The 25,932-nt window shown below is 66.2% G+C and carries 18 protein-coding genes; 7 read left to right on the plus strand and 11 right to left on the minus strand.

What is annotated here, in order from left to right:
• The 5 genes from QFZ54_RS16970 to QFZ54_RS16990 form a co-directional block, all read right to left on the minus strand.
• Positions 1 to 762 carry an ABC transporter permease gene (locus QFZ54_RS16970; protein ID WP_248524478.1) on the minus strand — a complete coding sequence of 254 codons (762 nt, stop codon included), beginning with the start codon at positions 760 to 762 and terminating at the stop codon, positions 1 to 3.
• A complete protein-coding gene (locus QFZ54_RS16975) occupies positions 759 to 1,688 on the minus strand; it encodes an ABC transporter ATP-binding protein (protein WP_307089035.1) in 930 nt (309 codons plus the stop codon). Before QFZ54_RS16975 ends, QFZ54_RS16970 begins: the two co-directional genes overlap by 4 nt.
• A 168-nt stretch (positions 1,689 to 1,856) precedes the next feature.
• A complete protein-coding gene (locus tag QFZ54_RS16980) occupies positions 1,857 to 2,567 on the minus strand; it encodes a DsbA family protein (protein WP_307089037.1) in 711 nt (236 codons plus the stop codon).
• Positions 2,564 to 3,919 (minus strand): M48 family metalloprotease, encoded by a 1,356-nt coding sequence (locus QFZ54_RS16985; protein ID WP_307089039.1) that lies wholly within the window; start codon positions 3,917 to 3,919, stop codon positions 2,564 to 2,566. Before QFZ54_RS16985 ends, QFZ54_RS16980 begins: the two co-directional genes overlap by 4 nt.
• A 613-nt stretch (positions 3,920 to 4,532) precedes the next feature.
• Positions 4,533 to 7,517 carry an Rne/Rng family ribonuclease gene (locus tag QFZ54_RS16990; RefSeq protein ID WP_373458612.1) on the minus strand — a complete coding sequence of 995 codons (2,985 nt, stop codon included), beginning with the start codon at positions 7,515 to 7,517 and terminating at the stop codon, positions 4,533 to 4,535.
• Between the two features lie 553 nt (positions 7,518 to 8,070).
• On the opposite strand from QFZ54_RS16990, the gene QFZ54_RS16995 reads away from it, so the two are divergent.
• On the plus strand, positions 8,071 to 9,312 hold the full coding sequence (locus QFZ54_RS16995; protein WP_307089043.1) for an N-acetylmuramoyl-L-alanine amidase: 1,242 nt from the start codon (positions 8,071 to 8,073) through the stop codon (positions 9,310 to 9,312).
• A 160-nt stretch (positions 9,313 to 9,472) separates the two neighbouring features.
• Positions 9,473 to 11,446 (plus strand): OPT family oligopeptide transporter, encoded by a 1,974-nt coding sequence (locus tag QFZ54_RS17000; protein ID WP_307089045.1) that lies wholly within the window; start codon positions 9,473 to 9,475, stop codon positions 11,444 to 11,446.
• Between the two features lie 478 nt (positions 11,447 to 11,924).
• Here QFZ54_RS17000 and QFZ54_RS17005 read toward each other — a convergent pair whose 3' ends face one another.
• From QFZ54_RS17005 to queF, 3 genes are all read right to left on the minus strand, one after another.
• A complete protein-coding gene (locus QFZ54_RS17005; protein WP_307089046.1) occupies positions 11,925 to 13,208 on the minus strand; it encodes a glycoside hydrolase family 130 protein in 1,284 nt (427 codons plus the stop codon).
• Between the two features lie 64 nt (positions 13,209 to 13,272).
• Positions 13,273 to 15,543 carry a glycosyltransferase family 4 protein gene (locus QFZ54_RS17010; protein ID WP_307089048.1) on the minus strand — a complete coding sequence of 757 codons (2,271 nt, stop codon included), beginning with the start codon at positions 15,541 to 15,543 and terminating at the stop codon, positions 13,273 to 13,275.
• Positions 15,544 to 15,702: 159 nt separating this feature from the next.
• A complete protein-coding gene (queF, locus tag QFZ54_RS17015; RefSeq protein ID WP_307089049.1) occupies positions 15,703 to 16,173 on the minus strand; it encodes a preQ(1) synthase in 471 nt (156 codons plus the stop codon).
• Positions 16,174 to 16,193: 20 nt separating this feature from the next.
• On the opposite strand from queF, the gene QFZ54_RS17020 reads away from it, so the two are divergent.
• The 5 genes from QFZ54_RS17020 to QFZ54_RS17040 all read left to right on the plus strand — a co-directional run bounded on the left by QFZ54_RS17020 (position 16,194) and on the right by QFZ54_RS17040 (position 21,691).
• Positions 16,194 to 17,750: a cryptochrome/photolyase family protein gene (locus QFZ54_RS17020; RefSeq protein ID WP_307089050.1), complete on the plus strand. Its 1,557-nt coding sequence runs from the start codon at positions 16,194 to 16,196 to the stop codon at positions 17,748 to 17,750.
• A 24-nt stretch (positions 17,751 to 17,774) separates the two neighbouring features.
• On the plus strand, positions 17,775 to 18,605 hold the full coding sequence (locus tag QFZ54_RS17025) for a sulfurtransferase (RefSeq protein ID WP_307089052.1): 831 nt from the start codon (positions 17,775 to 17,777) through the stop codon (positions 18,603 to 18,605).
• Positions 18,602 to 19,798 (plus strand): cystathionine beta-lyase, encoded by a 1,197-nt coding sequence (gene metC / locus QFZ54_RS17030; protein WP_307089053.1) that lies wholly within the window; start codon positions 18,602 to 18,604, stop codon positions 19,796 to 19,798. Before QFZ54_RS17025 ends, metC begins: the two co-directional genes overlap by 4 nt.
• 112 nt (positions 19,799 to 19,910) lie before the next feature.
• Positions 19,911 to 20,600 carry a type 1 glutamine amidotransferase domain-containing protein gene (locus tag QFZ54_RS17035; protein ID WP_307089055.1) on the plus strand — a complete coding sequence of 230 codons (690 nt, stop codon included), beginning with the start codon at positions 19,911 to 19,913 and terminating at the stop codon, positions 20,598 to 20,600.
• 242 nt (positions 20,601 to 20,842) lie between these two features.
• Positions 20,843 to 21,691, plus strand: a complete 849-nt coding sequence (locus tag QFZ54_RS17040) for a TorF family putative porin (RefSeq protein ID WP_307089057.1) — start codon at positions 20,843 to 20,845, stop codon at positions 21,689 to 21,691.
• A 237-nt stretch (positions 21,692 to 21,928) separates the two neighbouring features.
• Here the strand turns inward: QFZ54_RS17040 and QFZ54_RS17045 are convergent, their stop codons facing one another.
• The 3 genes from QFZ54_RS17045 to ileS are packed head-to-tail and all read right to left on the minus strand — an operon-like array spanning position 21,929 to position 25,746.
• The gene (locus QFZ54_RS17045; protein ID WP_307089059.1) at positions 21,929 to 22,342 is read right to left on the minus strand and encodes a DUF3035 domain-containing protein; all 414 of its coding nucleotides are present in this window, start codon (positions 22,340 to 22,342) and stop codon (positions 21,929 to 21,931) included.
• Positions 22,335 to 22,838 carry a signal peptidase II gene (gene lspA, locus QFZ54_RS17050; protein ID WP_307089061.1) on the minus strand — a complete coding sequence of 168 codons (504 nt, stop codon included), beginning with the start codon at positions 22,836 to 22,838 and terminating at the stop codon, positions 22,335 to 22,337. The genes QFZ54_RS17045 and lspA overlap by 8 nt, the downstream gene beginning before the upstream one ends.
• A complete protein-coding gene (ileS, locus tag QFZ54_RS17055) occupies positions 22,831 to 25,746 on the minus strand; it encodes an isoleucine--tRNA ligase (protein WP_307089063.1) in 2,916 nt (971 codons plus the stop codon). Before ileS ends, lspA begins: the two co-directional genes overlap by 8 nt.
• Positions 25,747 to 25,932 lie beyond the last annotated feature (186 nt).

Genomic DNA, 25,932 nt, shown 5'->3' on the forward strand with positions numbered 1-25,932 from the left:
TCAGTTCTTCATCCGCCAGCCGGTCTTGAAGATCCAGGCGATCACCAACAGGCATACCGCGAGGAAGCCGGCCGTTACCGCGAGGCTCACCCCGACCGCGACGTCACCCTGCCCGAAGAAGCTCCAGCGGAAGCCGCTCACCAGGTACACGACCGGGTTGAACAGGCTGAACGTCCGCCACGGCTGGGGCAGCATGTCGATCGAGTAGAACGCGCCGCCGAGGAAGGTCAGCGGGGTAATCAGAAGCGCGGGGACGAAGTTAAGCTGCTCGAAGCCGTTGGCCCAGACTCCGATGATGAACCCGAACAGGCTGAACGCCACCGCAGTCAGGATCAGGAACGCGAGCATCGCGAACGGGTGCTCGATGCGCAGCGGCACGAAGAACGACGCCGTCACGAGGATGATTAGCCCGAGAATCACCGACTTGGTGGTCGCCGCGCCGACATAGCCGATCACCATCTCCATCGCCGAGACGGGGGCCGACAACAGCTCGTAGATCGTGCCCGTGAACTTCGGGAAGTAGATGCCGATCGACGCGTTCGAAATGCTCTGCGTGAGCAACGACAGCATGATCAGGCCGGGAACGATGAAGCTGCCGTAATCGACGCCACCGACATTCTGCATGCGACTGCCGATCGCGCCGCCGAAGACGATGAAATACAGGGAGGTGGTGAGGACCGGCGTGACGAGGCTCTGCCACAAGGTGCGCAGCGCGCGCGCCATTTCGAAGCGATAGATCGCCCAGATGCCATGGGTGTTCATGCGCGTTCCCCCACCAGGTCGACAAAGATGTCTTCGAGGCTCGATTTGCTGGTTTCGAGGTCCTTGAAGCCGATGCCGAGTTCGGCGAGCTTGCGCAGCAAGGAGGGAATGCCGGTGTGGTCGGCCTGCGCATCGAACACGTAGCGGAGGCGCTTGCCGTCGTCCTGTAGCGACACGTCCCAGTCGGCGAGTTCTGCGGGGATCGTCGTCATCGGATCTTGGAGCGCGATGTCCAACTCGCGCTTGCCGAGCTTCTTCATCAGCGACGCCTTGTCGTCGACCAGCAGCAGCTTGCCCTTGTTGATGACGCCGACGCGGTCGGCCATTTCCTCGGCTTCCTCGATGTAATGCGTCGTCAGGATGATCGTCGTGCCGCCTTCGCGCAGGCGGTGGACGAGCTTCCACATGTCGCGACGCAGTGCCACGTCGACGCCCGCGGTGGGCTCGTCGAGGAACAGGATTTCGGGCTCGTGGCTCAGCGCCTTTGCGATCAGGACGCGGCGCTTCATGCCGCCGGAGAGTTCGCGGATCTTCGCGTCGCGCTTGTCCCACAGCGAGAGGTCGCGGAGCACCTGTTCGATGTAATCGCTGTGGCCCGAGCGGCCGAACAGGCGGCGGCTGAAGGTAACGGTGGCGAGCACCGTCTCGAACATGTCGACGTTGAGTTCCTGCGGCACGAGGCCGATGCGGCTGCGCGCCTGCTTATAGTCGCGAATCGCGTCGTAGCCGGCGACCTTGATCGTGCCGGCGGACGGCGTGACGATACCGCAGATGATGCTGATCAGCGTCGTCTTGCCCGCGCCGTTGGGGCCGAGGAGCGCGAAGATCTCGCCCTTCTGGATGTCTAGGTCGACTGGGTGGAGCGCGGTGGTGCCGCTCTTGTAGGTCTTGGTGACGCCCGCGATGGACAGGATCGGTTCGGTCATTGGCACCCCTTTTTCGTGTGGGGAAGATGGGGGTGGGGAGCTTCCATTGATAGGGGGCGGGGTACCCAAATCCCGTCATCCTGGGCTCGACCCAGGATCCAGAGCCATGCGCGCTACGATTGTGGCTCTGGGTCCTGACTTTCGTCAGGATGACGGAAGTGGGTGGGGTCAGCTCGCCCTTGCTGCCGCTACCGCCTTTTGCAGATCCTCTAGCGGCAGCGCGCCGGACAGGACTCGGTCGCCTACCACCCAACTCGGCGTCCCGGTCATGCCGAGCTTGGCGGCCGTTTCCATGTTCTTGGCGATTTCGGCGTCGGCGATTTTGGTGAAGCTCGCCTGCGTGGTGTCGACCCCGGCCTTGCTCGCCGCCGCCGCGATCGTCGCGTCGCTGACCGGGCCGCCGGCGTAGAGCGCGTCGTGGAAGGTGGTGAACTTGCCTTGTTGCGCGGCGGCGAGGCTCGCGCGGGCGGCGATGCGGCTTTCGGCACTCAGGATCGGGAGTTCGCGGAAGACGACGCGGACTTTCGGGTCGGCGGCGATCAGCTTGGCGATCATCGGCAGGCTCGCGCGGCAATAGCCGCAGTTGTAATCGAAATACTCGACCAGCGTGACGTCACCCTTGGGGTTGCCCGCCCAGGCGCTGCCGAACGGGGTGACGATCGCGTCGCGGTTCGCGGTGACGGTCTTGCCGGACTCACGGTCGCGCAGTTTCTCCATCGCTTCGGGGAGGATTTCGGGGTGCGCCAACACGTAGTCGTGGACGATCGATTCGACCTGTGCGCGCTCGACGCCGCCGCCCTGGCGATCATAGCCCCAGACCGCGAGGCCTCCGATGACGGCGCCCGCGACGGCAATCGCCGGAAATGTGAATTTGCTCATTTGCGGCGCTTATACTGCTTGGGATTGTCGTCCATCTCGTTCTGCGCGGCCATGGCGATATCCTGCGCGCGGATCCAGTCGGTGGTGTTCGCGGGGATGTTCGCCAGCGCATATTGCGCGCTCGCCGACGCGGTCCGCATGTCGCCGCCCATGCTGGCGCGCTCGGCGGTGGCGAGCGCCGCCCGCGCGGTATCGCCGGTGAGTTCGTAGACGGTGCCGAGCTGCATCCAGGCGAACGGGTTCTGGTCGTCGCGGCCGACCGCGGTGCGCAGGACCTTGGTCGCCTCGGGATAGTTCGCCTTGTTCTCGGTCGCGATCAGCGCGTGGCCGAAGGTGGTGGCGATCAGCGGGTTGTTGCGCGAGCCTTCGGTGGCCTCGCGCAGGGGGACCAGCGACTCGACCGGCTTGCCCGCTTCGAGCAGGATCTGTCCCTTGATCTCGAGGAAATACGGGTCGGTCGGCTCGGCCTTCACCAACGCGTTGGCCTCGGCATCGGCTTTGTCGGGGTATCCGGCTTTGTGGTACGCGTAGGCGCGGGCGTAGTGCGCGTAGATCGACTGGTTGCTGGGCGGGTAAGCCTGCAGCGTCTGGTCGGCGGGCATGACGTAGCCGGCGAGCTTGGCCTTCACGCGGCGGAAGCGTTCTTCGAGGGCTGCGTCGGGCTTGTTGGCCCAGGCGGGCGAGGCTTGCAGGTCGACGGTAAGCGTCGCGACGCGCTCGCCCGAGAGCGGATGCGACTGCATGAACGGATCGATGTTGGCGGTGCCGAAGCGGTATTCCTGCTGCTGCAGTTTCTTGAAGAAGCTCAGCATGCCGCGGCCGGAGATGTTCGATTGGCGGAGGAATTTCGCCGCGGTCGCGTCGGCGGTGGATTCCTGGACGCGGCTGAACGAGAGGTAGCTGCCCATCGCCGCCTGCTGGCCCGCCGCCATGATGCCCGCGCCCGCTTCGCCGCTGCCGGCTGCCATTGCGGCGAGGCCGAGGACCATCGATAGCAGGTACATGCCCATCGCGGGCTTGGTGCCGCGGTCGGCGAGGACGACGTGGCCGTCGGCGATGTGGCCGAGTTCGTGCGCGATGACGCCCTGGACTTCGTTGGCGTTGTCGGCGGCCTGGATCAGCCCTGAGTGGACGTAGACGGTCTGGCCGCCGGCGACGAACGCGTTGATCGACTCGTCGTTGATCAGGACGACCTTGACGTCGCGCGTCGAGAGCCCGGCCGCCTTGACGAGCGGGTTCGACATCTCCGCGAACATGGTTTCGGTCTCGGCGTCGCGGAGGATCGACTGGGCGACGGCGGGTTGCGTCCAGAGGAGCAGGGCGGTGGCTGCGGCGGCTACTAGGCGCTTCATTTTACGGGTTATCGTCGATCGGGGGCGGGGGGGCAATGGTCGTGCGGCGGGGCGTGCAGGGGGGCGTGCGGCAGAGTGAAGTATAGGAAGTATAGACGCTGGGAGCGGTTTGGCGGGGTTGATGGGGAGGCGTGTTGGCATTGGGGGAGGGGAGCAGGGTTTGGTTGTGTAGGACAGGGGTTTGGGGGGAGGGGGAGCGCGCTTGTGTTCGCCTGATGCGGTAGATTGGGGCGCCGTGAGATGACACCTCCCCGGCGAAGGCCGGGGCCCAGGTGGGGGGCGCTGCTGACGGAGGGTGGTGCTTTGTTATTGCCACCTTTCCAACTGGGCCCCGGCCTTCGCCGGGGTAGTGGTGGGGGGGGGCGGGCGGGGTGCGTACCTTGCCTGACACGCGATGAGCACAAACCTCGCTCCGCCCCCGTGTCGTGTTCACCCGCGAAGGCGGGTGCCCAGTCTGGGTCCCCGCCTTCGCGGGGACACAAGTTTTTGGTTTTGGTGTGCTTCGGGCTCACGAAATTCAGGGGGCGTGCGGCCCAGACCTTCGCCCCAACTCCACAAACGGAAACGGGCGCGGCCTTTCGGTCGCGCCCGTTTTTTGTGGCTAGCGTTCGGCTTAGGCGCCGAAGGTGCGCTGCCACCAGCCGCGGCGGGGGGAGCCGTCGGGGTCGTCGTTGGCGCCGTCGTCGGTACGGGGGGTCGCGACGTCCTGGGGTTGGACTTCGGCCTTTACCGGCGTGGTTTCGATCGGCGTGGCGAGCGGCTCGCTGGTCGGGGCGGCATCGCCGGCTTCGACCACGGCCACCTTCCGCGGACGACCGCGGGGCTTGGCGACCTTGGCGGGGGCTTCCTCGACGACCGCCTCTTCAACCGCTGGGGCTTCCACCGCAGCGTCCGACGCCTTGCGACGCGCACGCTTTGGCTTGGGCGCCGACGCTTCGATGGTCTCGGCGGGCGTTGCGCTCACCTCGTCCATCGTGGCTTCCGCGACCGCTTCGCGACGGCGACGACCGGGCTTCGGTGCAGCCGGTTCGGCCGCGACGGGCTCCGGAACGATCGGCTCCGGAACCACTGGCTCCGGCGCAACCGTCTCGGCTTCCGCCTCGACCGCGCGTGGCTTGCGACCGCGGCGAGCCTTGGGGGCTGCATCGGCCACCGCCTCGGCGATGTTCGCCGCCGCGGCTGCCGCACGTGCGCGGGGACGACGGCGCATCTTCGGACCCTCGGCGACTTCCGCGACCGGGGCTTCGTCGACGACCGGCTCGAACGCCGGTTCGTACGGGGGCTCGTAAGGCGGCTCGGCATAGGTCGACTCGACCGGCTCGTACGCTTCCGGCTCGGGGGCCTCGGCGATCAGCTGGGCGTCGTCGATGCTGCTGACGGCGACCGACTGGCCGTTATCCGCACCTTGCTCGTTACGGCGACCGCCGCGACGACCGCGACGACCACGACGACGACGGCCTTCGCCCTCTGCGCCGCCAGAATGCTCGGCGCTCTGCTCGACAGGAGCGCCAGCCTCGACCGCTTCGCCACCGCCGACTTCGACGATGTCGCCCTCGACCTCGTCGATTTCCTCGACGTTGGTGTCGGCGTCCTCGAACGAACCGTCCTCGTTGACGCCCTCTGCGGCGCCCTCTTCACCCGGACGCGCGCGACCGCGACGACCGCGACGACGACGGCGCTTCTTGCCACCCTCGCCGTCCGCATCGCGACCCTCACGGGGTGCGCGCTGCTCGCCATTGCCTTCGCGACTACCTTCACGACGGCGCGGCTGCTCGGCTTCGGCCTCCTCGACCTCTTCTTCCTCGATCTCGTCCTCGATCTCCTCGGGGAGGTCGTCATCGTCTTCTTCGATGATCTGGACGAACTTCGGGGCGTGCGCGGGCGGCGGGCCGCTGGCCTCGACCGTCATGTGCGCGCCTTCCTCGTCCTGGCCGGGGATGATCTCGACGATCACGCCGTAGCGATCCTCGATCTCGGCGATGTCGGCGCGCTTGCGGTTGAGGATGTAGACCGCGGCTTCCTGGCTCGCGCGCAGCGTCAGCAGCGAACCGCGACCGCGGGCGGCCTCGTCCTCGATGAGGCGAAGCGCGGAGATGCCGGACGACGATGCGGTGCGGACCAGGCCGGTGCCCTCGCAATGCGGGCAGGCGCGGGTGGACGCTTCGAGCACGCCGGTACGCAGGCGCTGGCGGCTCATTTCCATCAGGCCGAACGACGAGATGCGGCCGATCTGGATGCGGGCGCGATCGTTCTTGAGCGCCTCCTTCATCGCCTTCTCGACCTTACGGACGTTGGAATTGTTATCCATGTCGATGAAGTCGATGACGACGAGCCCGGCCATGTCGCGCAGGCGGAGCTGGCGGCCGATTTCCTGTGCGGCCTCGAGGTTGGTCGCGGTCGCGGTCTGCTCGATCGAATGCTCGCGGGTCGAACGGCCCGAGTTGATGTCGATCGAGACGAGCGCCTCGGTCGGGTTGATGACGAGGTAGCCGCCCGACTTCAGCTGGACGACGGGATGGTACATCGCCGACAGCTGATCCTCGACGCCGGCGCGCTGGAACAGCGGCACGGGGTCGGCGTAATGCTTGATGCGGCGGGCGTGCGTCGGCATCAGCAGGCGCATGAACTCGCGCGCCTGGCGATAACCGTCCTCGCCCTCGACGATGATCTCCTCGATTTCCTTGTTGTAGATGTCGCGGATCGCGCGCTTGATCAGGTCGCTGTCGCCGTAGACGAGCGCGGGGGCCGATGCGTTGAGCGTGGCTTCGCGGATACCGTCCCAGAGGCGGGCGAGATAATCGAAGTCGCGCTTGATCTCGACCTTCGAGCGCTGGAGGCCCGCGGTGCGGACGATGCAGCCCATCGACGGCGGCAACTGCATGTCGGCCATGATCGTCTTGAGGCGCTTGCGATCGCCCGCGTTCGAGATCTTCCGCGAGATGCCGCCGCCGTGCGACGTGTTGGGCATCAGCACGCAGTAGCGACCGGCCAGCGACAGGTAGGTGGTCAGCGCTGCGCCCTTGTTGCCGCGCTCCTCCTTGACGACCTGGACGAGCAGCACCTGGCGGCGATGGATCACGTCCTGGATCTTGTAGCGGCGGCGCAGGTTCATGCGACGCTCGCGCAGGTCCTCGACCGCGGCATCGTCGGCGCTTGGCTTGCGCTTGCGACGGGGAGCTTCGCCGGCTTCTACGCCTTCGAGTTCCTCGGCGACGTCGGGATCTACCCCGCCATCGTCCTCGAAGCGCTCGATGTCGTCCTCGTCGTCACCCTCGTCTTCGTCCGAATCATAGTCGGCGCGCAGGGCGGCTTCCTCGGCGGCGTGCTCGGCTTCTTCGCGGAGCAGCGCGTCGCGATCTTCCTTGGGGATCTGGTAGTAATCGGGGTGGATCTCGCTGAAGGCGAGGAAGCCGTGGCGATTGCCGCCGTAATCGATGAACGCCGCCTGGAGCGACGGTTCGACCCGCGTGACCTTGGCGAGGTAGATATTGCCCTTGAGCTGCTTGCGTTCGGCACTCTCGAAATCGAATTCCTCGATCCGGTTACCCTTGACGACTGCGATCCGGGTCTCTTCCCGGTGGCGTGCGTCGATCAGCATGCGCGTTGTCATTATAGATTCTCCGCGCGCGCGCCGGGCCTGTCGGCAGCCGTCGCGCGCTTGATGGTGGTGCGGTCGGGCACGGACGCCCGGACTCGCGGATGGTGTGCGAAACTGCCTCTGCGCGAAGTGCATGCCGCGGGAACTCTCCCTGCGGCGCCCGCACGACCGCGAGTCCGTCGGCAAAGGCCGGTCGGAGTGCGGGGCGGGGGGAATGCGTCATTCGAGCGTCAACCTGAAGTGCCGCGCCGGCGAAGGATCCGCAGGCGGGCGTGAAGACCGGCGCGTCGCTGGTAAAAACTAGGCGACACACGGCTGTACGACAGGACTAGCACTGCATACCCGATCTCGCAACTAGCCCGATATTGGCTGCTTTCGGCGGCGTTTCGGCTCGAATTCGGGGCGGAATGACGCAGACTTGCCGGGGCGACAGAGCCTTGTCGCCAATTACGTGGCAAACATCGAATTAACCGCACTGCGCAACTGCGTCTTGGGATGCGCAGTGCTATCGTTCGCTCACAGCGATCGGATGTATCGATCAAAGGGGTGTAGCATGGGTTTTTGCTGGACCGGCGGCAAGTCCGCACGGCAAGGGCGCGGGGTGTTGACGGTAATCGCCCTCATCGCCGGCTGGCTGGCAAGCGTCCCCGCCTGGGGGGCGACCGTGCAGAGCGTCGCGATCAGGGACGGGCGGATCGTCATCCGCTTCGACGAGGCGGTGGGCGATGCCGCCAGCCGCGTGCTGACCGGGCCGCGGCAGATCGCGGTCGACGTGACCGGCGCGACGCCTGGCCGCGCCGTGACCGCACGCGGGCTGGTGACCGGCGTCACGCAGATGCGCAGTGGACGGTCGGGGATGCGGATGGTGTTCGATCTGGCCGAGCCGGCGATCGTCACCGACGGCGGGTTCGACTCTGACGGTCGCGAGCTTACGCTGGCGTTGCGCACGGTCGATTACGACCAGTTCGCGCAGGCCGGGATCGCCGGGCCGCTGAACTTCTTCCCGTTCACCTTCGGTGCGGCGTCGCGGCCCAAATACAAGGTGTCGGTGCCGGTGCCGCCCAAGGCGCGGGGCATGAAGCTGCCGCGCGTGCAGGGCGACGACACGCGGCCGCTGGTGGTGATCGACGCGGGGCATGGCGGGGTCGATCCGGGTGCGATCGGACCCAACGGACTGCGCGAGAAGGACGTGACGCTGAAGGTCGCGAAAGCCATCCGAGACGAATTGCTGGCGTCGGGGCGCGTGCGCGTGGCGCTGACGCGGAACGACGACCGCTATCTGATCTTGCGCGAGCGATATGGGGTCGCGCGACGGCTGAAGGGCGATCTGTTCATCTCGATCCATTGCGACAGCACGGGCTCGGTTAATGCGACGGGTGCGACTGCTTATACGCTGTCGGAGGTGGCTTCGGACAAGGAAGCGGCACGGCTGGCGGCGCGCGAGAACAAGGCGGACGTGATCTCGGGCGTCAATCTCGGAGAGGCGCCGGCGGACGTGTCGTCGATCCTGATCGACCTGACGCAGCGCGAGACAATGAACGCCTCGGCGACGTTTGCGCGGCTGCTCGGGCGCGAGGCCAAGCCGTTGATGCCGCTGAAGGCGAACTTCCACCGGATGGCGTCGTTGATGGTGCTGAAGGCGCCGGACATGCCGTCGATCCTGTTCGAGACGGGGTATATCTCGAACCCGCAGGACGCTGCGTTTCTGGATAGCGAAGAGGGGCGGCACCGGATCGCGGAGAGCGTGACGCGGGCGGTCGAGGTGCATTTCGCGCGGCGAATGGCGGCGCGGTAGCGATCGGGGAGGGGTTGCTCCCTCCTCTTGTTCTCCCGCGAAGGCGGGAGCCCAGTCTGGACTTCCGCCTTCGCGAGAGACATGCTTCTGGCGGTCGATACGGTTTCCTCTGGTCCCGCATCATGTCACAAGTCGCCCAAATTGCTTTGAGGCTGACCAGATGATCGACGCGACGCGGGGCGTACCCGACACGGGCCCCGAGACCAGCATGCGCGAGCTGACGTTCCGCGGGATCGTGCTTGGCGGGATCATCACGCTGCTGTTCACCGCGGCCAACGTGTATCTCGGGCTCAAGATCGGGCTGACGTTCGCGACTTCGATCCCGGCGGCGGTGATCTCGATGGCGGTGCTGCGGGTGTTCAAGGATTCGACGATCCTCGAGAACAACATCGTCCAGACGATCGCGTCCGCCGCGGGCACGCTGGCGGCGATCATCTTCGTGCTGCCGGGGCTGGTGATGATCGGCTGGTGGCAGGGCTTTCCGTTCTTCACGACCGCGGCGATCACGATGTTCGGCGGTGTGCTCGGCGTGCTGTTCTCGGTGCCGTTGCGCCGTGCGCTGGTCGTCGATACGGTGCTGCCGTACCCGGAAGGCCGCGCGGCTGCAGAGGTTCTGAAGGTCGGCGCGGGCAGTCGCGAAGGCGGCGAGGAGAGCGCGCGCGGGCTCGGCATCATCGTCGTAAACGCCATCGTCTCGGCCGGGTTCGCGATCCTGACGCAGACCAAGCTGGTCGCCGCCGAGGCCGCGACGTGGTTTCGCGTTGGTGCGGGCGCGACCGGGATCTCGGGAGGGCTGTCGTTCGCGTTGCTGGGCGCGGGGCATCTGGTCGGGATCTCGGTCGGCATGGCGATGTTCGCGGGCGTGGTGATCGGCTGGTGGATATTGCTGCCGATCCTGACTTCGGGCGGGAGCGTGACCGGGACCGCGGAGGTGATCGCGACCACGGTGTTCCGCTCGGACGTGCGGTTCTTCGGCGCGGGCGTGATCGGCGTTGCGGCGATCTGGACGTTGCTCAAGATCGCCGGGCCCGTCGTCGGGGGTGTGCGTTCGGCATTGGCGGCTTCGGCGGCCAAGCGCGGCGGCGTCGTGCTGGCGCTGGAGGAGCGCGACATTCCGATCGGGATCGTCGGGATCGCGTCGCTCGCGATGCTGGTGCCGATCGGCATCCTGCTCTGGACCGTGTTGCAGGGTGGGCCGCTGGAGGCGTCGGCGATCGGGCTTATCGCGGGCAGCCTTGCGTTCATCCTCGTCATCGGCCTCGTGATCGCGGCGGTCTGCGGGTACATGGCCGGGCTGATCGGTGCGTCGAACTCTCCGGTGTCGGGGATCGGCATCCTCGCCATCCTCGCCGCGTCGATCCTGCTCGTGTCGTGGTTCGGGCGTGCGGTCGAGCCGGGGACGACGCAGGCGCTGGTGGCGTACGGATTGATCGTGACGGGCATCGTGTTCGGGATCGCCACGATCTCGAACGACAATCTCCAGGATCTGAAGACCGGCCAGCTGGTCGGCGCGACGCCGTGGAAGCAGCAGGTCGCGTTGCTGATCGGCGTGGTGTTCGGGTCGATCGTGGTGCCGCCGGTGTTGAACCTGCTTGGCAGCACGCTGGGGTTCGCGGGGGCGCCGGGGGCGGGGCCGAATGCGCTGGCGGCGCCTCAGGCGGCGTTGATCTCGGCGCTGGCCAAGGGGGTTCTCGGGGGCAATCTGAATTGGGGAATGATCGGGTATGGGGCGCTGACGGGCGTTTTCGTGATACTGGCCGACGAGTTGCTGGGCAAGGCTGGGAAGCTGCGGTTGCCGCCTCTGGGGGTCGGGCTCGGCGTGTATTTGCCGATGTCGGTGACGTTGCCGGTTACGATCGGGGCTGTCGTCGGGTTTGCGTATGATCGGTGGGCGGACCGGGCTCGGGATCCTGAACTTGCCAAGCGGATGGGGGTGCTGACCGCTACCGGGATGATCGTCGGGGAGTCGTTGTGGGGCGTTGGCTTTGCGGGGATCGTGTACCTGACGAACCAGGAGACGCCGTTGGCACTGGTCGGGGACGGGTTTGCTGGTGTGGCGCTGGTTGGCGGGACGGTGCTGTTCGCGGTGCTGACTTGGGTGATGTACCGGCGGACTGTGGCGGCTTCTCGGTAGGGCGCGTGCCCTCACCCTTCCCACCCGGCAAGTGCCGGGCGGGCCCCTTCCCTCTCCCCCGAGGGGAGAGGGGGGAGGTGAGTTTGTTTCCCCGCAAAGGCGGGGATCCAGACTGGGCTTCCGCCTTCGCGGGAGAACAAGACTCTTTCCCGTTCATGCTGAGTAGAGACCGAGTAGCTGCGTTAGCAGCGTATCGAGGGCTCGTATCGAAGCATGGGTTCCGCGCGCCAACCTGTCCTTCGATACGCCGTCTCGATACGCTGCAAGCGCAGCTACTCGATGGCTACTCGGGACGAACGGAAGAATAAGAGCGCCTGCTCCATTCCATTCCACCACCCCGGCGAAGGCCGGGGCCCAATTGGGAAGGTGGGCGTAACGGAGCGCAGTTCGCCGTTATCTGCGTCCCCCTATTGGGCCCCGGCCTTCGCCGGGGTGGTGCTTACGTGTGGGAGAAGGATGGCGTCGTGGGGACGCCCCCTCACATCATCGCGGCAAGCATGTCCTTGATCGGCACGAACGCGAAGCCCACCGAGCTGTCCGCGATCCCGTACGGCATGAAGATCGTATCGCCATGCTTCAGCGCGCCGCAGCTGTAGACCACGTTCGGCACATACCCCTCGCGGTCCTGGTCCTTCGCCGCCAGGATCGGCTGCTTCGTCCGGCCGAGCACCTTCGACGGATCGTTCTTGTCGAGCAGCACCGCGCCGATCGAGTATTTGCGCATCGCGCCGACGCCGTGGGTCAGCAGCAGCCAGCCCTCGTCGAGCTCGATCGGCGGGCCGCAATTGCCGATCTGCACCAGCTCCCACGGATATTCGGGTGTCAGGATCTTCTCGCCGTCGTCCCAGTCGGTCAGCGTGTCGGACTTGAGCAGGAACAGGTTCTCGCCGTCCTGCCGGCCGATCATCATATACTGGCCGTTCACCTTGCGCGGGAACAGCGCCATGCCCTTGTTGCGCGCGGCGGGGCCGGTCATCGGCACCAGGTCGAACGCGCGGAAGTCGCGGGTGCGCATCAGTTCGGACTGGATCACCGAGCCGTTATAGGCGGTGTAGGTGCCGATCCACTCGTATTCGCCGTTCTCGTGCTGAAACCGGACGATGCGCAGATCCTCCAGGCCCTTCGACTGTGCCTGCGTGATCGGGAAAATCACCGTGCCGCTGAGCGTGCTGTCGCGGTGGCGATAGACGGTGACGGGGCCGATCGGCATCTCGTCCTCGCCGCTGCCGACCGCATCCGTAGCTGTCGCGAACGGAGGCTCGGGCGCGAGCTTCATCTGGTTTTCGCAGGTGATGATGCCCTCGCGGAAGGCGACCGACGAGATGTGGCCCTCGCCGACTGCGCGCAAGCTCATCAGGATGCGCATCGAGCCCGGCGGCATGCCCGACTGGTCGAAATGCGGCACCGCGCTCGGGTTCATCAGCGCGGCAGCGGCATAGCTGTATTCGTGACAGAAATACGCGCCGATCAGCTGGCGCTTCTCGTCGCCGATCTCCGCGCCGTTCAGGCCCAGCATGTCCTCGATCTGGTCGTATCGCGTCATGAACACGCGCCGCGTCTGCCAGTGGCGTGCCTCGAAATCCTTCAGCACGACCTCGAGCTGTGCGCGCGCCTGTGCGGACGACATTTCCAGTACTTCGCCGACGAGCCGCTCGGTGCGGCTCGGTGCGCCGCCATGACCGCCCCAGGCGATATGGAACGGCCGCACGACGACGCGCGAAGGGTCCGCGTGCAGCCGCAGCTGGTGGTTGAACAGATCCATCGTAGCAGTGCCCCGCGTCGTTCCACTCAGCGCACCGTCGCCTGTCAGGCTGTCACTAGCGTGGCTAGGCGACGACGCGCGCCGCTCCTGCCACGCTTTGCGCTGCCTTTGATACCCCTGAAATGGCGCAACTTGCGAGTTGGAGCGCCAAAATCGACTCGGCGCCCTGGTTTCGGTTGAGTCCGTTGGGCATCAGGCCGTCATAGCAGCCGCCATCCGCGACGCTGGCAAGCGGCAGGTCGAGGTCGTTGACGCCGAGGAACCAGCCATAGGCGCGCAACGCCTCGTCACGCCAACGGACGTCGCCGGTCGCGTCAAACGCCGCGGCGCATGCATCGACTGTGGCTTGCGCCTCCAGCGGCTGCTGGTCGAACTGCAACGGCTCAGCATAGGGGCGGTTAAAGCTTTCCGACCCGACCGCGCGGAAGCGGCCCTCGGGCGAGGTCTGCTTGGCGACGATCCAGTCCAGCGTGTTGAGGCCGCAGTCGATCAGGTCCTGTCGGCCGAGCGCCTGGCCTGCGCGGATCAAGGCCTGCGGGAGGCGCGTATTGTCGTAGGCGAGGACGATCTCGAACCACTGCCACTCGGGGCGGCGCGCCTTGGCGAGCAGGTCGAGATGCACCTTGGGGAAGGCTTCGAGGATCGACAGCGAAAGCTGGTGGCCGGGCTTGGCCTCCAGCATCGCCGCCGCACCGAGCATCGCGAACGCCTGGGCGCGAAGGCTGCCGAGTTCGAGCGCCATCGACGCGGTCGAATCGAACATCGCGGTCGCCCAGTCGCGGTGCTTGGCGGCCTGCGCATCGCGTGCGGTGACGCCGAGCGACCAGAGCGTGCGGCCGTTCGAATCTTCCGAACCCGAATCCTCGCACCAGGTGCGATCGAAGTTCATGAAGTTGCGGAAGCGGCGCGTGTCAGGGTTCCAGGCGTATTGCACGAACGACGCATAGATCGTCATCCACTTGTCGCGGGTGATGTCGTCGAGACCGGGCATCGCGCTCATCAACATCAGCGCGCGGCAATTGTCGTCGATGCAATAGCCGTGGCGACGATCGGGGATCGAATAGATCGAATGCTGGAGCATGCCGGTCGAATCGCTCATCCGCTCGACCGCGGCGAAATCAGGTGTCAGCTGCTTTAGCGGGGCTGGCACCTTGGCGAGGCGAAAAGGGCGCGCCGCCACGATCGCACGGATCTCCGTCATCATCGCCTCGGCGAGCTTCGGCCAGATCATCGTGCGGCCACGCGCATAGGCGCGCTCGGCCAGACGGTTGCGATCGCGGTCGTTCGACATCAGCGCATCGATCTCGCGCGCGAACGCGTCGACGTCGCCGAACGGCACGAGCACGCCGTGGCCATCCGCGAGGATCTCGGTCGCATGGACGTACGGCGTCGAGATGACGGGCTTGCCGACGCCGATCGCGTAGCTGAGCGTGCCCGACGTGATCTGCGCGGGGTTGGTGTACGGCGTCACATAGACGTCCGCCGCCTGGAGATAGTCGAGCAGCTCGCCATGCTCGAGAAAGGCGTCGACGAACGAGACATTGTCGGCGACGCCCTTCTCGGCAGCGAGCGCCTTCAGCTTGTCGCGGTACTTCTCGCCTTCGTACGCGACGAGGTTCGGGTGCGTCGCGCCGAGCACGACGTACAGCAGGTCGGGATGCTTCGCGATTACCGCGGGCAGCGCGTTGATGACCGTCTCGATCCCCTTGTTGGGGGCGAGCAGGCCGAACGTCAGCATGACCTTGCGGCCTTCCCAGCCGAACTTGTCCTTCAGCGTCGCGGGATCGAGCAGGTCGCGATCGGGCACGCCGTGCGGGATCATGACGATCTGACGCGAATTGGCGCCGTAGACGCGCTGGAGGATGTCGCGGCCGCGCTCGGCCATGACGATCACACGGGCAGCGCGACGCAGCAGGCCCTCGAGCACGCGGCGCTCGTCGGCGTTGGGCTTTTCGAGGATCGTGTGCAGCGTGACGATGACGGGCAGCGTGGTGCGATCGAGCAGCGCGAGGATGTGCTCGCCGGCCGGGCCACCGAAGATGCCGTATTCGTGCTGGAGCCAGATCGCCTGCGCGCCACTGGCCTCGATCTTTCGCGCGGTATTGATGTAAGCCGACAGGTCGGTCTCGGGGATCGTGCCGATGACTTCCGCGGGATAATCATATTTGCCGGGGTGATCGTCCATCGCGTAGACGTCGACGGCGATCTCGGGAAAGCGCGCGCGCATGGCCGTGAAAACGTCGGTCGTGAAAGTGGCTATCCCACACTGCCTCGGCAGAAAGTTACCGATCAGCGCAAGTCGCGCGATATTCCCACCGTCCGCCGGTTTCACCATACCCTGTCCCTCGTTTGAGCGCGCACTCCTGGGAAGGCCCGGTCGCGCAAACATTTCAACGGTTCAGGTAGCATAAAGTTTCATCACATACTGCACTGCAGCACGGGAATAATATCAATCTAAATCAAAACCCTATTTCATGTCCCTCATCCAGGCCCGTTACCCGCGACCGCGATACGAGGCGACTCCCTGGTCGGGCAGCCACAGATCCTGTGGCGGTGCACTCGACTGCCAGAACACATCGATCGGGATTCCACCGCGCGGATACCAATAGCCGCCGATGCGCAGCCACACCGGTTTCATCTCGTCGAACAGGCGCTCGCCGATACCGACGGTGCAATCCTCGTGGAAGCCGGCATGGTTGCGGAAGCTGCTCAGGAAGAGCTTCAGCGACTTCGATTCGACGATCGTCTCGCCCGGTACATAGTCGATGACGAGGTGCGCGAAGTCGGGCTGGCCGGTGACCGGGCAGAGCGAGGTGAACTCGGGCGCCGCGAACCGCACGAGATACGTCCGGCCCAGGCGCGGGTTCGGAACATAATCGAGCACGGCCTCTTCGGGAGAGGCGGGGAGGGCGCTGTTCTGGCCCAGATGCAACGGGTTGGCGGGGGGCTTGGCGAATGCGGTCATGTGCCGCCATGTAGGATGCGATGACGCGCAAGAAAACCACACTCGTACCGATCCTTGGCGACCAGCTTACGATCGACATCGCCTCGCTGCGGGACTGTGATCCCGAAACCACGATCGTGCTGATGATGGAGGTCGATGAGGAGACGACCTATGTCCGGCATCACAAGCGCAAGATCGCGTATATCCTGTCGGCGATGCGGCATCATGCCGAGGCGCTACGCGAGGCCGGGTGGACGGTCGAATACACGAAGCTCGACGACCCCGACAACGCGGGCAGCTTCACCGGCGAGATCGCGCGGGCGGGCGAGCGGCATGACCCCGAGCGGATCATCGTCACCGAGGGCGGCGAGTGGCGCGTGATGGCGATGCTCGAAAGCTGGGAGACGCTGTTCGGCATCCCCGTCGAGATCCGCAGCGACGACCGCTTCCTCGCCAGCCATGCAGACTTCGAGACATGGGCCGCCGAGCGGAAGTCGCTGACGATGGAGTGGTTCTATCGCCAGATGCGGACGCGCACCGGGCTGTTGATGACCGGCGGCAAGCCCGAGGGCGATCGCTGGAACTTCGACAAGGAGAACCGCAAGCCCGCCAAGAACGACCTGCTCATGCCGCGCCCGCTGATGTTCGAGCCGGATGCGATGACGAAGGACGTGCTGGCGATGGTGGCGGAGCGGTTCGCCGAGCATCCGGGGAGCCTCGACGGGTTCGAGTACGCCGTGACCGCGGAGGATGCCGAGCGGCAGGCGGCGAACTTCTTCCGCCACGCGCTGCCGCAGTTCGGCGATTACGAAGATGCCATGCTCACTGGCGAGCGGCATCTGTGGCACTCGATCCTGTCGCCCTACATCAATTCGGGGCTGCTTGATCCGCTCGACCTGTGCCGGCGGGCGGAGGCGGAATATCGCGCCGGCCGCGCGCCGCTCAACGCGGTCGAGGGGTATATTCGCCAGATCATCGGCTGGCGGGAATATATGCGCGGAATCTACTGGCGCGAGGGGCCGGATTACGTCGAGCGGAACTTCCTCGACCACCACCGCGAACTCCCCGGCTGGTACTGGACCGGCGAGACCGACATGCACTGCCTGCGCGAGGCGATCGGCCAGACGCTGGAGACCGCGCACGCGCACCATATCCAGCGGCTGATGGTGACGGGCAATTTCGCGCTGCTGATCGGCGCGGACCCGGCCAAGGTGCATCTCTGGTATCTTGAGGTGTACGTCGACGCGTATGAATGGGTCGAGCTGCCCAACACGCTGGGGATGAGCCAGTTCGGCGATGGCGGGCTGTTGGGCTCGAAGCCGTATATCTCGTCGGGCGCGTATATCGATCGGATGTCCGATTATTGCGGGACGTGCCGGTATAACGTGAAGCAGCGGATCGGCCCTGATGCGTGCCCGTTCAACGCGCTCTACTGGGATTTCCTTGCGCGGCACGAGGACAAGCTTGGCCGCAACAACCGGCTGGCGATGCCGTATCGCAACTGGGCGAAACAGTCCGAGGCGGACCGTGAGGCGACGCGCGCGCAGGCGGCTGGGTTCCTAGCCTCCCTCGACGCGAGCGGCCCCGCTGGCTACTGACCTCACGAGCACAAGGAGCCGCATATGGACGCGTTGGTAAGCACCGAATGGCTGGCGAACGAGCTGGGCGCGAGCGATCTGCGGATCGTCGACGCGACCTACGCCGAGGGCCGCGATGCAGCGGCGGAGTATGAGGCGGCGCACATTCCCGGCGCGGCGTTCATGAACTTGAGCGAGTTGCGCGATACCGACAGTGACCTGCCCAACATGCTGCCCTCTGCAGAGAAGTTCGCGAGCCGGATGCAGACCTTGGGGTTCGGCGATGGCAGCCGGATCGTGCTGTACGACGGCTCGCCCTGGCACACGTCGGCGCGGGCATGGTGGATGTTGCGGCTGTTCGGCGCGCACAATGTCGCGATCCTCGATGGCGGGCTGGCGAAATGGCAGGCCGAGGGGCGTGATATGGCGTCGGGTAAGGAAACGTTGCGGCATGGCCATTTCACGACCTGGGCGGACCTGAAGGGTGTGCGGGATCTCGATCAGATGAAGGCGAACGTTGAGAGCGGGGCGGAGCAGGTGCTCGACGCGCGATCGGCTGCGCGCTTCACGGGTGCGGAGGAAGACCCGCGGCCGGGGACGGCGCCGGGCCATATTCCGGGCTCGAAGAACCTGCCGCAGGGTGCGGTGTTCAACGCGGACGGCACGTGGAAGACCGGCGATGCTTTGAAGGCCGAGTTCGACAAGGCTGGCGTCGACCTGTCGAAGCCGCTCGTGATGACCTGCGGCTCGGGCATCACCGCGTCGGTCCTCGCGTTTGGCGCGCACCTGCTCGGCAACGAGGCGGCGCTGTACGACGGCAGCTGGTCCGAATGGGGCGGCGATCCCTCGACACCCAAGGCGACAGGCACGGCATGAGCGACACGAACAAGCCGGTCGGCGACGCGACCAAGGTCGTCCTCGCCGGCCGTCGCAAGGAGTGGACGCAGGGCATCGTCAGCCCGCCGGTCTGGCGCGCCTCGACCATCCTGTACGATTCGGTCGGCCATCTCCGCGAGAGCGCGAGAAGCGATACGCATCACCGGCTGTTCTACGGACGCAAGGGCACGCCGACGCAGTGGAGCCTCGCCGATGCGCTGACCTCGCTGGAGCCGGGCGCGGAGGGGACCTTCCTCTATTGCTCGGGCGTCGCGGCTATCGCGGCGGCGTTGCTGTCCGTTCTCTCGCCGGGTGACGAACTGCTGCTGGTCGACAGCGCCTATGATCCGACGCGGGGCATGGCAGGCGGGCTGCTCAAGCGGTTCGGCATCACCACGCGCTATTACGACCCGATGATCGGCGCGGGCATCGCCGACCTGATCGGCGAGAACACGCGCGCGATCTTCATGGAAAGCCCGGGATCGCTAAGCTTCGAGGTGCAGGACGTCCCCGCGATCGTCACCGCGGCGAAGGCGAGGGGCGTGACGACGTTGCTCGACAACACCTGGGCCACCCCGCTGTTCTTTCCCGCGATCGAGCGCGGCGTCGACCTCACGATCCTCGCCGGCACGAAGTACGTCGTCGGCCATTCGGACGTGATGCTCGGCTCGGTCACCGCCGCGCCCGGCCATTTCAAGAAACTGCGCGAAACGAGTTTCCAGCTCGGCCAGGTCGCGAGCCCCGACGATTGCTGGCTCGGCAGCCGCGGTCTGCGCACGATGGCAGTCCGCCTGGCGCAGCACCAGTCGAGTGCGCTGACCATCGCGAAGTGGCTCCAAGGCCGCCCCGAAGTCGCGCAGGTGCTCCACCCCGCGCTCCCCGAATGTCCCGGCCACGACCTGTTCGTTCGCGACTTCAAGGGCTCCAGCGGCCTGTTCTCGTTCGTCCTCAACGGCGGGGACGAAGCTTCACGCGCCGTGCTGATCGACACGCTGCAACTGTTCGGCATCGGCTATAGCTGGGGCGGTTTCGAAAGCCTCGCCATCCCCGCCGACCCGCAACGCCACCGCAGCGTCACCAAGCGCGACGCGGCAGGCCCGATGGTCCGGCTCCAGATCGGCCTGGAAGACCCCGCAGACCTGATTGCCGACCTCGAAGCCGGGCTCGCCGCGTTCGTCGCGGTGCGCGGATAATCAAGACGGGGCGGGACGCGGTCATCGACCGGCTGGGCGCGCGTCGATGGTAATCGGCGCCATCGCCCCCATCTACCGGCCGCCGACGAACGCCGGCACGATGGAGACTGCAATGAAGATTCTGATAGTGCTGACCTCGCATGACCAGCTCGGCGATACGGGCGCGAAGACCGGCTTCTGGCTGGAGGAACTCGCCGCGCCCTATTACGTCCTGAAGGATGCCGGCGCCGCGTTGACGCTCGTCTCGCCAAAGGGTGGCCAGCCGCCGCTCGATCCGAAGAGCGCGGACGAGAGCGCGAAGACCGACGATACGCGCCGGTTCGAGGCCGATGCAGAGGCACAGGCATTGCTCGCGAATACGCACCGGCTGGACAGCGTCGCGATCGCCGATTTCGACGCGGTCTTCTATCCGGGCGGCCACGGCCCGTTGTGGGATCTTGCCGAGGACGCGACATCGATCGCGCTGATCGAGCAGGCGATTGCCGCCGGCAAGCCGGTCGCCACGGTCTGCCACGCGCCGGGCGTATTGCGTCACGTGAAGGCGGCCGATGGCAGCCCGATCGTCGCCGGCAAGACGGTCACGGGCTTCACCAACACCGAAGAAGCCGCGGTCGGCCTGACCGACGTCGTTCCCTTCCTGGTCGAGGATATGCTCAAGCAGAGCGGCGGAGTGTATTCGAAGACCGACGACTGGGGCGTGTACGTGCTGCGCGACGGCCTGCTGATCACCGGCCAGAACCCGGCGTCGTCGGGCCCAGCAGCCGTGGAATTGGTCAAGTTGCTGGGTGAAACCAAGCGCTGACCCATGGGCGCCGGCCGGGTAGCTACGGTCGGCGCCATAAATGGCGGCATCAATATTGTGGCAACGGCGCAACATACGTTATGCGCAAACCGAATATTGCGCAATATTACCTTGTGCGGCGCACCACGCGCTGTCACATACGCGTCATCGCAGGAAAGATCGCGCTCCGAGGCCATGCCTCGAGAGATGCGACGTCCGCGATTGCAGGGCGGACATCGACTTCCGGTTTCGAAAGGGAAACGATGCGCTTTTCCACTATCCTTCTTGGCGGCCTCTCGCTCGCCATTGCCGCCCCCGCGTTCGCGCAGGACGACACCGCGCCTCCCAAGGAGGTCACCGTCAGCGGCGCCGTCGGGCTCGTCAGCGACTATCGCTTCCGCGGCGTGTCGCAGTCGGACGAGAACCTCGCCGTCCAGGGCGGCATCACGATCACGCACAAGAGCGGGCTGTATATCGGCACCTGGGGCTCCAACCTCGCGGGCTGGGGCACGTTCGGCGGCGCCAACATGGAGCTCGACCTGATCGCGGGCTACAAGGTTCCGGTCGGCGGCGGCGCGCTCGACGTCGGCGCGACCTGGTACATGTACCCGAGCGGCTTCGACAACACCGACTTCATCGAGCCCTATGCCAAGCTGTCGGGCACCGCCGGCCCGGTCGCACTGACCGCCGGTGTCGCCTATGCGCCCAAGCAGCAGGCGCTGGGTCCGTGGTACACCAGCGGTGCCTCGGTCGCGGTCGGCTATGACCGGGTCAACGCCAAGGACAGCAATCTGTACCTCTGGGGCGACGTCAGCAGCGGGATCCCGAACACCGGACTGACCGTGAAGGGCCATGTCGGCTATTCGAACGGCAACAAGGGCCTCGGGCCGTTCGCGACCAGCGTGTCGCCGACCGGCGAATATTGGGACTGGCTGTTCGGCGCGGACTACGTGATCCCCAGCACCCCGCTGACGCTGGGCGTGGCGTATGTCGATACCGACATCGGCAAGGGCGAGTCTGAGTATCTGCAGCCAAGCTTCAGCCGTGGGCAGGACGGGAATGGCTCGATCGCCAATGGCAAGGTGCTGGTGACGCTGACCGCGGCGTTCTGAACGTTCTGAGGGGAGGGGCGCGACAAACTTTCCGCGCCCCATCTCAGACCCACAAGCTTGTTTCCCCGCGAAGGTGGGGACCCAGACTGGGCTCCCGCCTTCGCGGGAGAACAAGGAAGGGCGTACTGCCACGGCCTCTGTAGCTCTTCGACGGGGGGGGGCGGTGGAACGAGATCGTCGGACACGAAAAAGGGCGGCCCCGCGAGGAGCCGCCCTTTTTCGTCAGCCGATCCGCGATCAGTTCGCGGTGGTGCGTGCGTCCTGGCCGTCACCCTCTGGGGCGGCAACGATGTCGCGCGTCGTCGAGCCCTTGTCGACGACCGTCGTGTCGGGATCGCCCACGTTGGAGCGGATGCCGGGATCGTCGTTGTCCGCGCCGGCATCGTTGACGACACCGGTCTCGGCAGCGCTACGCGGTGCGGCACCACCGAACAGCGCGTCGAGCGTCTGGGCGTTGGCGGCGGTATCCTGCGGGCGGGCGGCGCCGGGCTGCGGCGGGACCAGTGCGAAGTCGGGTGGAATCACCAGCGGTGCCTGGCGCGCGACCGCGAACTCGTCCGGGCGCGCGCGATCGAGGCTTCGGCCTGCCCCGCAGCCCGAGAGCAGCGCGACGCAAGTGAGGCCGGCGGCCAGGGGTACGAACTTACGCATGGGAATTCTCCACAGGGGGCTTCTCGCGCACGAGCAGCGCCCGAACAAGCAGGACGAGCACGCCGACAGTAATCGCTGCATCGGCGACATTGAAGACCAAAAACGGACGCCACTCGCCGATATGCAGGTCGGCGAAATCGACCACATAGCCGAGCCGGATGCGGTCGAGGATATTGCCGACGGCACCGCCGAGCACGAAACCGAGCGCGACCTGATCAGCGGGGTTCTTCTCGCGCGTCATCCACACCGCGACGCCGATCGCGATCGCGCCGGTCAGCAGCACCAGCGCCCAGCGGGTCAGGTGGCCGTCGGCGGGGAGCAGTCCGAGCGAGATGCCGATGTTGGGTACGAAGCGCAGGTCGAAGAACGAGGTGATCGTCTGCGCATCGCCCAGCGAGTCGATCCCGAGCGGATTGGTCACCGCCCATTTGCTGATCTGGTCGGCGAGGAACAGTGCGATCGCCGCGCCGAACCCGGCCTTTGGCAGGTTACGCATGCGCCACCACCTCTTCGCACCGATCGCAGAGGTCGCCGTCGACATTCACCTCAGGGAGGTGACGCCAGCAGCGCCCGCATTTGTGGAAGTCGGTGCGGGTTACGGTCACGGCGTCGCCCGGCGTGACCTTGGCGACGATGAACGCCTCCGCCAGCGCGTCCGCATCGAGCAGCATCGACGGCACGGTGATCTCGGCCTCGAGGCTCGAGCGTACGGTCTTTTCGCGGCGCAAGGGCTCGATCGCTTCGGTGACGGCGACGCGCAACTGGCGGATTTCGTGCCATTTGCTGCCGACCACGTCGTCGGCGTCGAGCGACGGCAGGGCCGGCCATTCGAGATAGTGGACCGAGCTGTCGTCGCTCGGGAAGCGCGACTGCCACACTTCCTCTGCGGTGAAGCACAGCACCGGCGCGGCGTAGCGGACCAGCGCGTGGAACAGCACGTCGAGGACGGTGCGGTACGACCGGCGCTTGATGTCATCGCCCGCGTCGCAATAGAGCGAGTCCTTGCGGATATCGAAGAAGAACGCCGACAGGTCCTCGTTCGCGAAGTCGGTCAGCAGACGCGTGTAGCGGTTGAACTCGTAGGCTTCGGCGGCCTGGCGCAATTCGGTGTCGATCATCCGCAAGCGGTGGAGCACGTAGCGCTCCAGCTCGGGCATGTCGGACACCGCCACACGCTCCGACTCCTCGAAGCCTTCGAGCGCGCCGAGCATGTAGCGGAACGTGTTGCGCAGCTTGCGGTACGCGTCGGAAGCGGTGGCGAGCACCTCCTTGCCGATCTTCACGTCGTCGAAATAGTCGGTCGAGGCGACCCACATGCGTAGGATGTCCGCGCCGGACTCGCCGATAATCTTGAGCGGATCGACGACGTTGCCGAGCGACTTCGACATCTTCCGCCCCTGGCCGTCGAGCGCGAAGCCGTGCGTGAGCACCGCGTCATAGGGTGCGCGACCGCGGGTGCCGCAGCTTTCGAGCAACGACGACTGGAACCAGCCGCGATGCTGATCGGAGCCTTCGAGATACAGGTTCGCGCGGTTGCCTTCGCCGTAGCGTGCCTCGACGGTGAAGACGTGCGTGCAGCCGGAGTCGAACCAGACGTCGAGGATGTCCTTCACGACCTCATAGTCGGCAAGGTCGTAGTCGGGGCCGAGCAGCGCCTGGTGGCCGTCCGCATACCATGCGTCCGCACCGTTCTGGCGGAAGGCTTCGACGATGCGCGCGTTGACCGCGGGGTCGTTGAGGTACTGGCCGGTCGCGCGGTTCACGAACAGCGCGATCGGCACGCCCCAGGCGCGCTGGCGCGAGATGACCCAGTCGGGGCGGCCCTGCACCATCGACGTGATCCGGTTTTCGGAGCGGGCGGGGATCCAGGTGGTCGCGGCGATCGCGTCGAGCGCGATCTCGCGCAGGGTTGCGCCGTTGCCACTTTCTGCTCCCCCGCCCGCTTGCGGGAGGGGGCTGGGGGGTGGGCTCGCGCCATCCCCGTCAGCACCGGTCGAGAGCGCGTGCCCACCCCCGGCCCCTCCCGCTTGCGGGAGGGGGGAAGAAGAAGAGTCCATCGGGATGAACCATTGCGGGGTCGCGCGGAAGATCACCTTAGCCTTCGAGCGCCACGAATGCGGATAGCTGTGCTTGAAGTCGTCGCTCGCCGCCAGCAATGCGCCGACCTCGCGCAGGTCGCTGCAGATCGGGCCGTCAGCGCTCACGAACTTCTTGTTGATGACGCTGCCCTCGCCGCCGCGCCACGCCCAGTCGGCGCGGTACATCCCCGCGCCGTCGACCGCGAAGACCGGGTCGATGCCGTATTGCTTGCAGAGTTCGAAATCGTCCTCCCCGTGGTCCGGCGACATGTGGACGAGCCCGGTGCCCGCGTCGGTCGTGACGAACTCGCCGGGGAGGAACGGGCGCGGCTTTGCGAAGAATCCGCCGAGCGCGTGCATCGGGTGGCGGGCGGTTGCACCTTCGAGAGCAGAGCCCTTGCCAGTCCATACAATGTCGTGGTCGTGCGTTCCAACGCGGCCCCAAAAGCTACCTAATAGCTGTTCGGCAACGAGAAAATGAGCAGCCCGATGGCGCTCCTTACTTTCTGCCGCTGAGTTAACGTGCACCATGACGTAATCGATCTCAGGCCCATAGCTGAGCGCCTGATTCACGGGGATCGTCCACGGCGTCGTCGTCCAAATCACCGCATGCGCGCCGACCAAATCCGGCGCGTTCGGCGCGTCCACGATCTCGAATGCGACGTCGATCTGCGTGGAGACGATGTCCTCATATTCGACCTCGGCCTCGGCGAGCGCGGTCTTCTCGACCGGCGACCACATCACCGGCTTGGCGCCGCGGTACAGCTGGCCGCTTTCCGCGAACTTGAGCAACTCGCCGACGATTGTCGCTTCCGCGTCGTACTTCATCGTCAGGTACGGATCGGCCCAGTCGCCCATCACGCCGAGCCGCTCGAACTCGGCCTTCTGCACGGCGACCCATTTCTCGGCATAGGCGCGGCATTCGGCGCGGAACTGCGCGACGGGGACGTCGTCCTTGTTGAGCTTCTTCGCGCGATACGCTTCCTCGACCTTCCACTCGATCGGCAGGCCGTGGCAGTCCCAGCCGGGGACATACGGCGCGTCCTTGCCCATCAGCGATTGCGAGCGGACGATGATGTCCTTCAGGACCTTGTTCATCGCGTGGCCCATGTGGATGTCGCCGTTCGCGTACGGGGGACCGTCGTGCAGGATGAAGCGCTCGCGCCCGAGCCGCTGTTCGCGCAGCCGGTCGTAGATGCCGAGCTTGGCCCAGCGCTCGAGGATCGCCGGCTCCTTGGCGGCGAGGCCCGCCTTCATCGGGAAGTCGGTCTTCGGCAGGAAGACGGTGTCGCGGTAATCGCGGGCGGGCGCAGGAGTATCGGTCATAAGTGGGCCGGGCTGTAGCCGAGAGGGCCGCGCGTTGCCATCCCCCGTCCCGCTCTTGCTCCCCTCCCTGGAAGGGAGGGGCTGGGGGTGGGTCGGTTTGAGGCGGGGGCGACATCAGCCAACCGGCCGACCCACCCCCGACCCCTCCCTTTCAGGGAGGGGGGGAAGTCAGCCGAGGATCGCCGG

Source organism: Sphingomonas faeni (genome assembly GCF_030817315.1).
GTDB lineage: Bacteria > Pseudomonadota > Alphaproteobacteria > Sphingomonadales > Sphingomonadaceae > Sphingomonas > Sphingomonas faeni_C.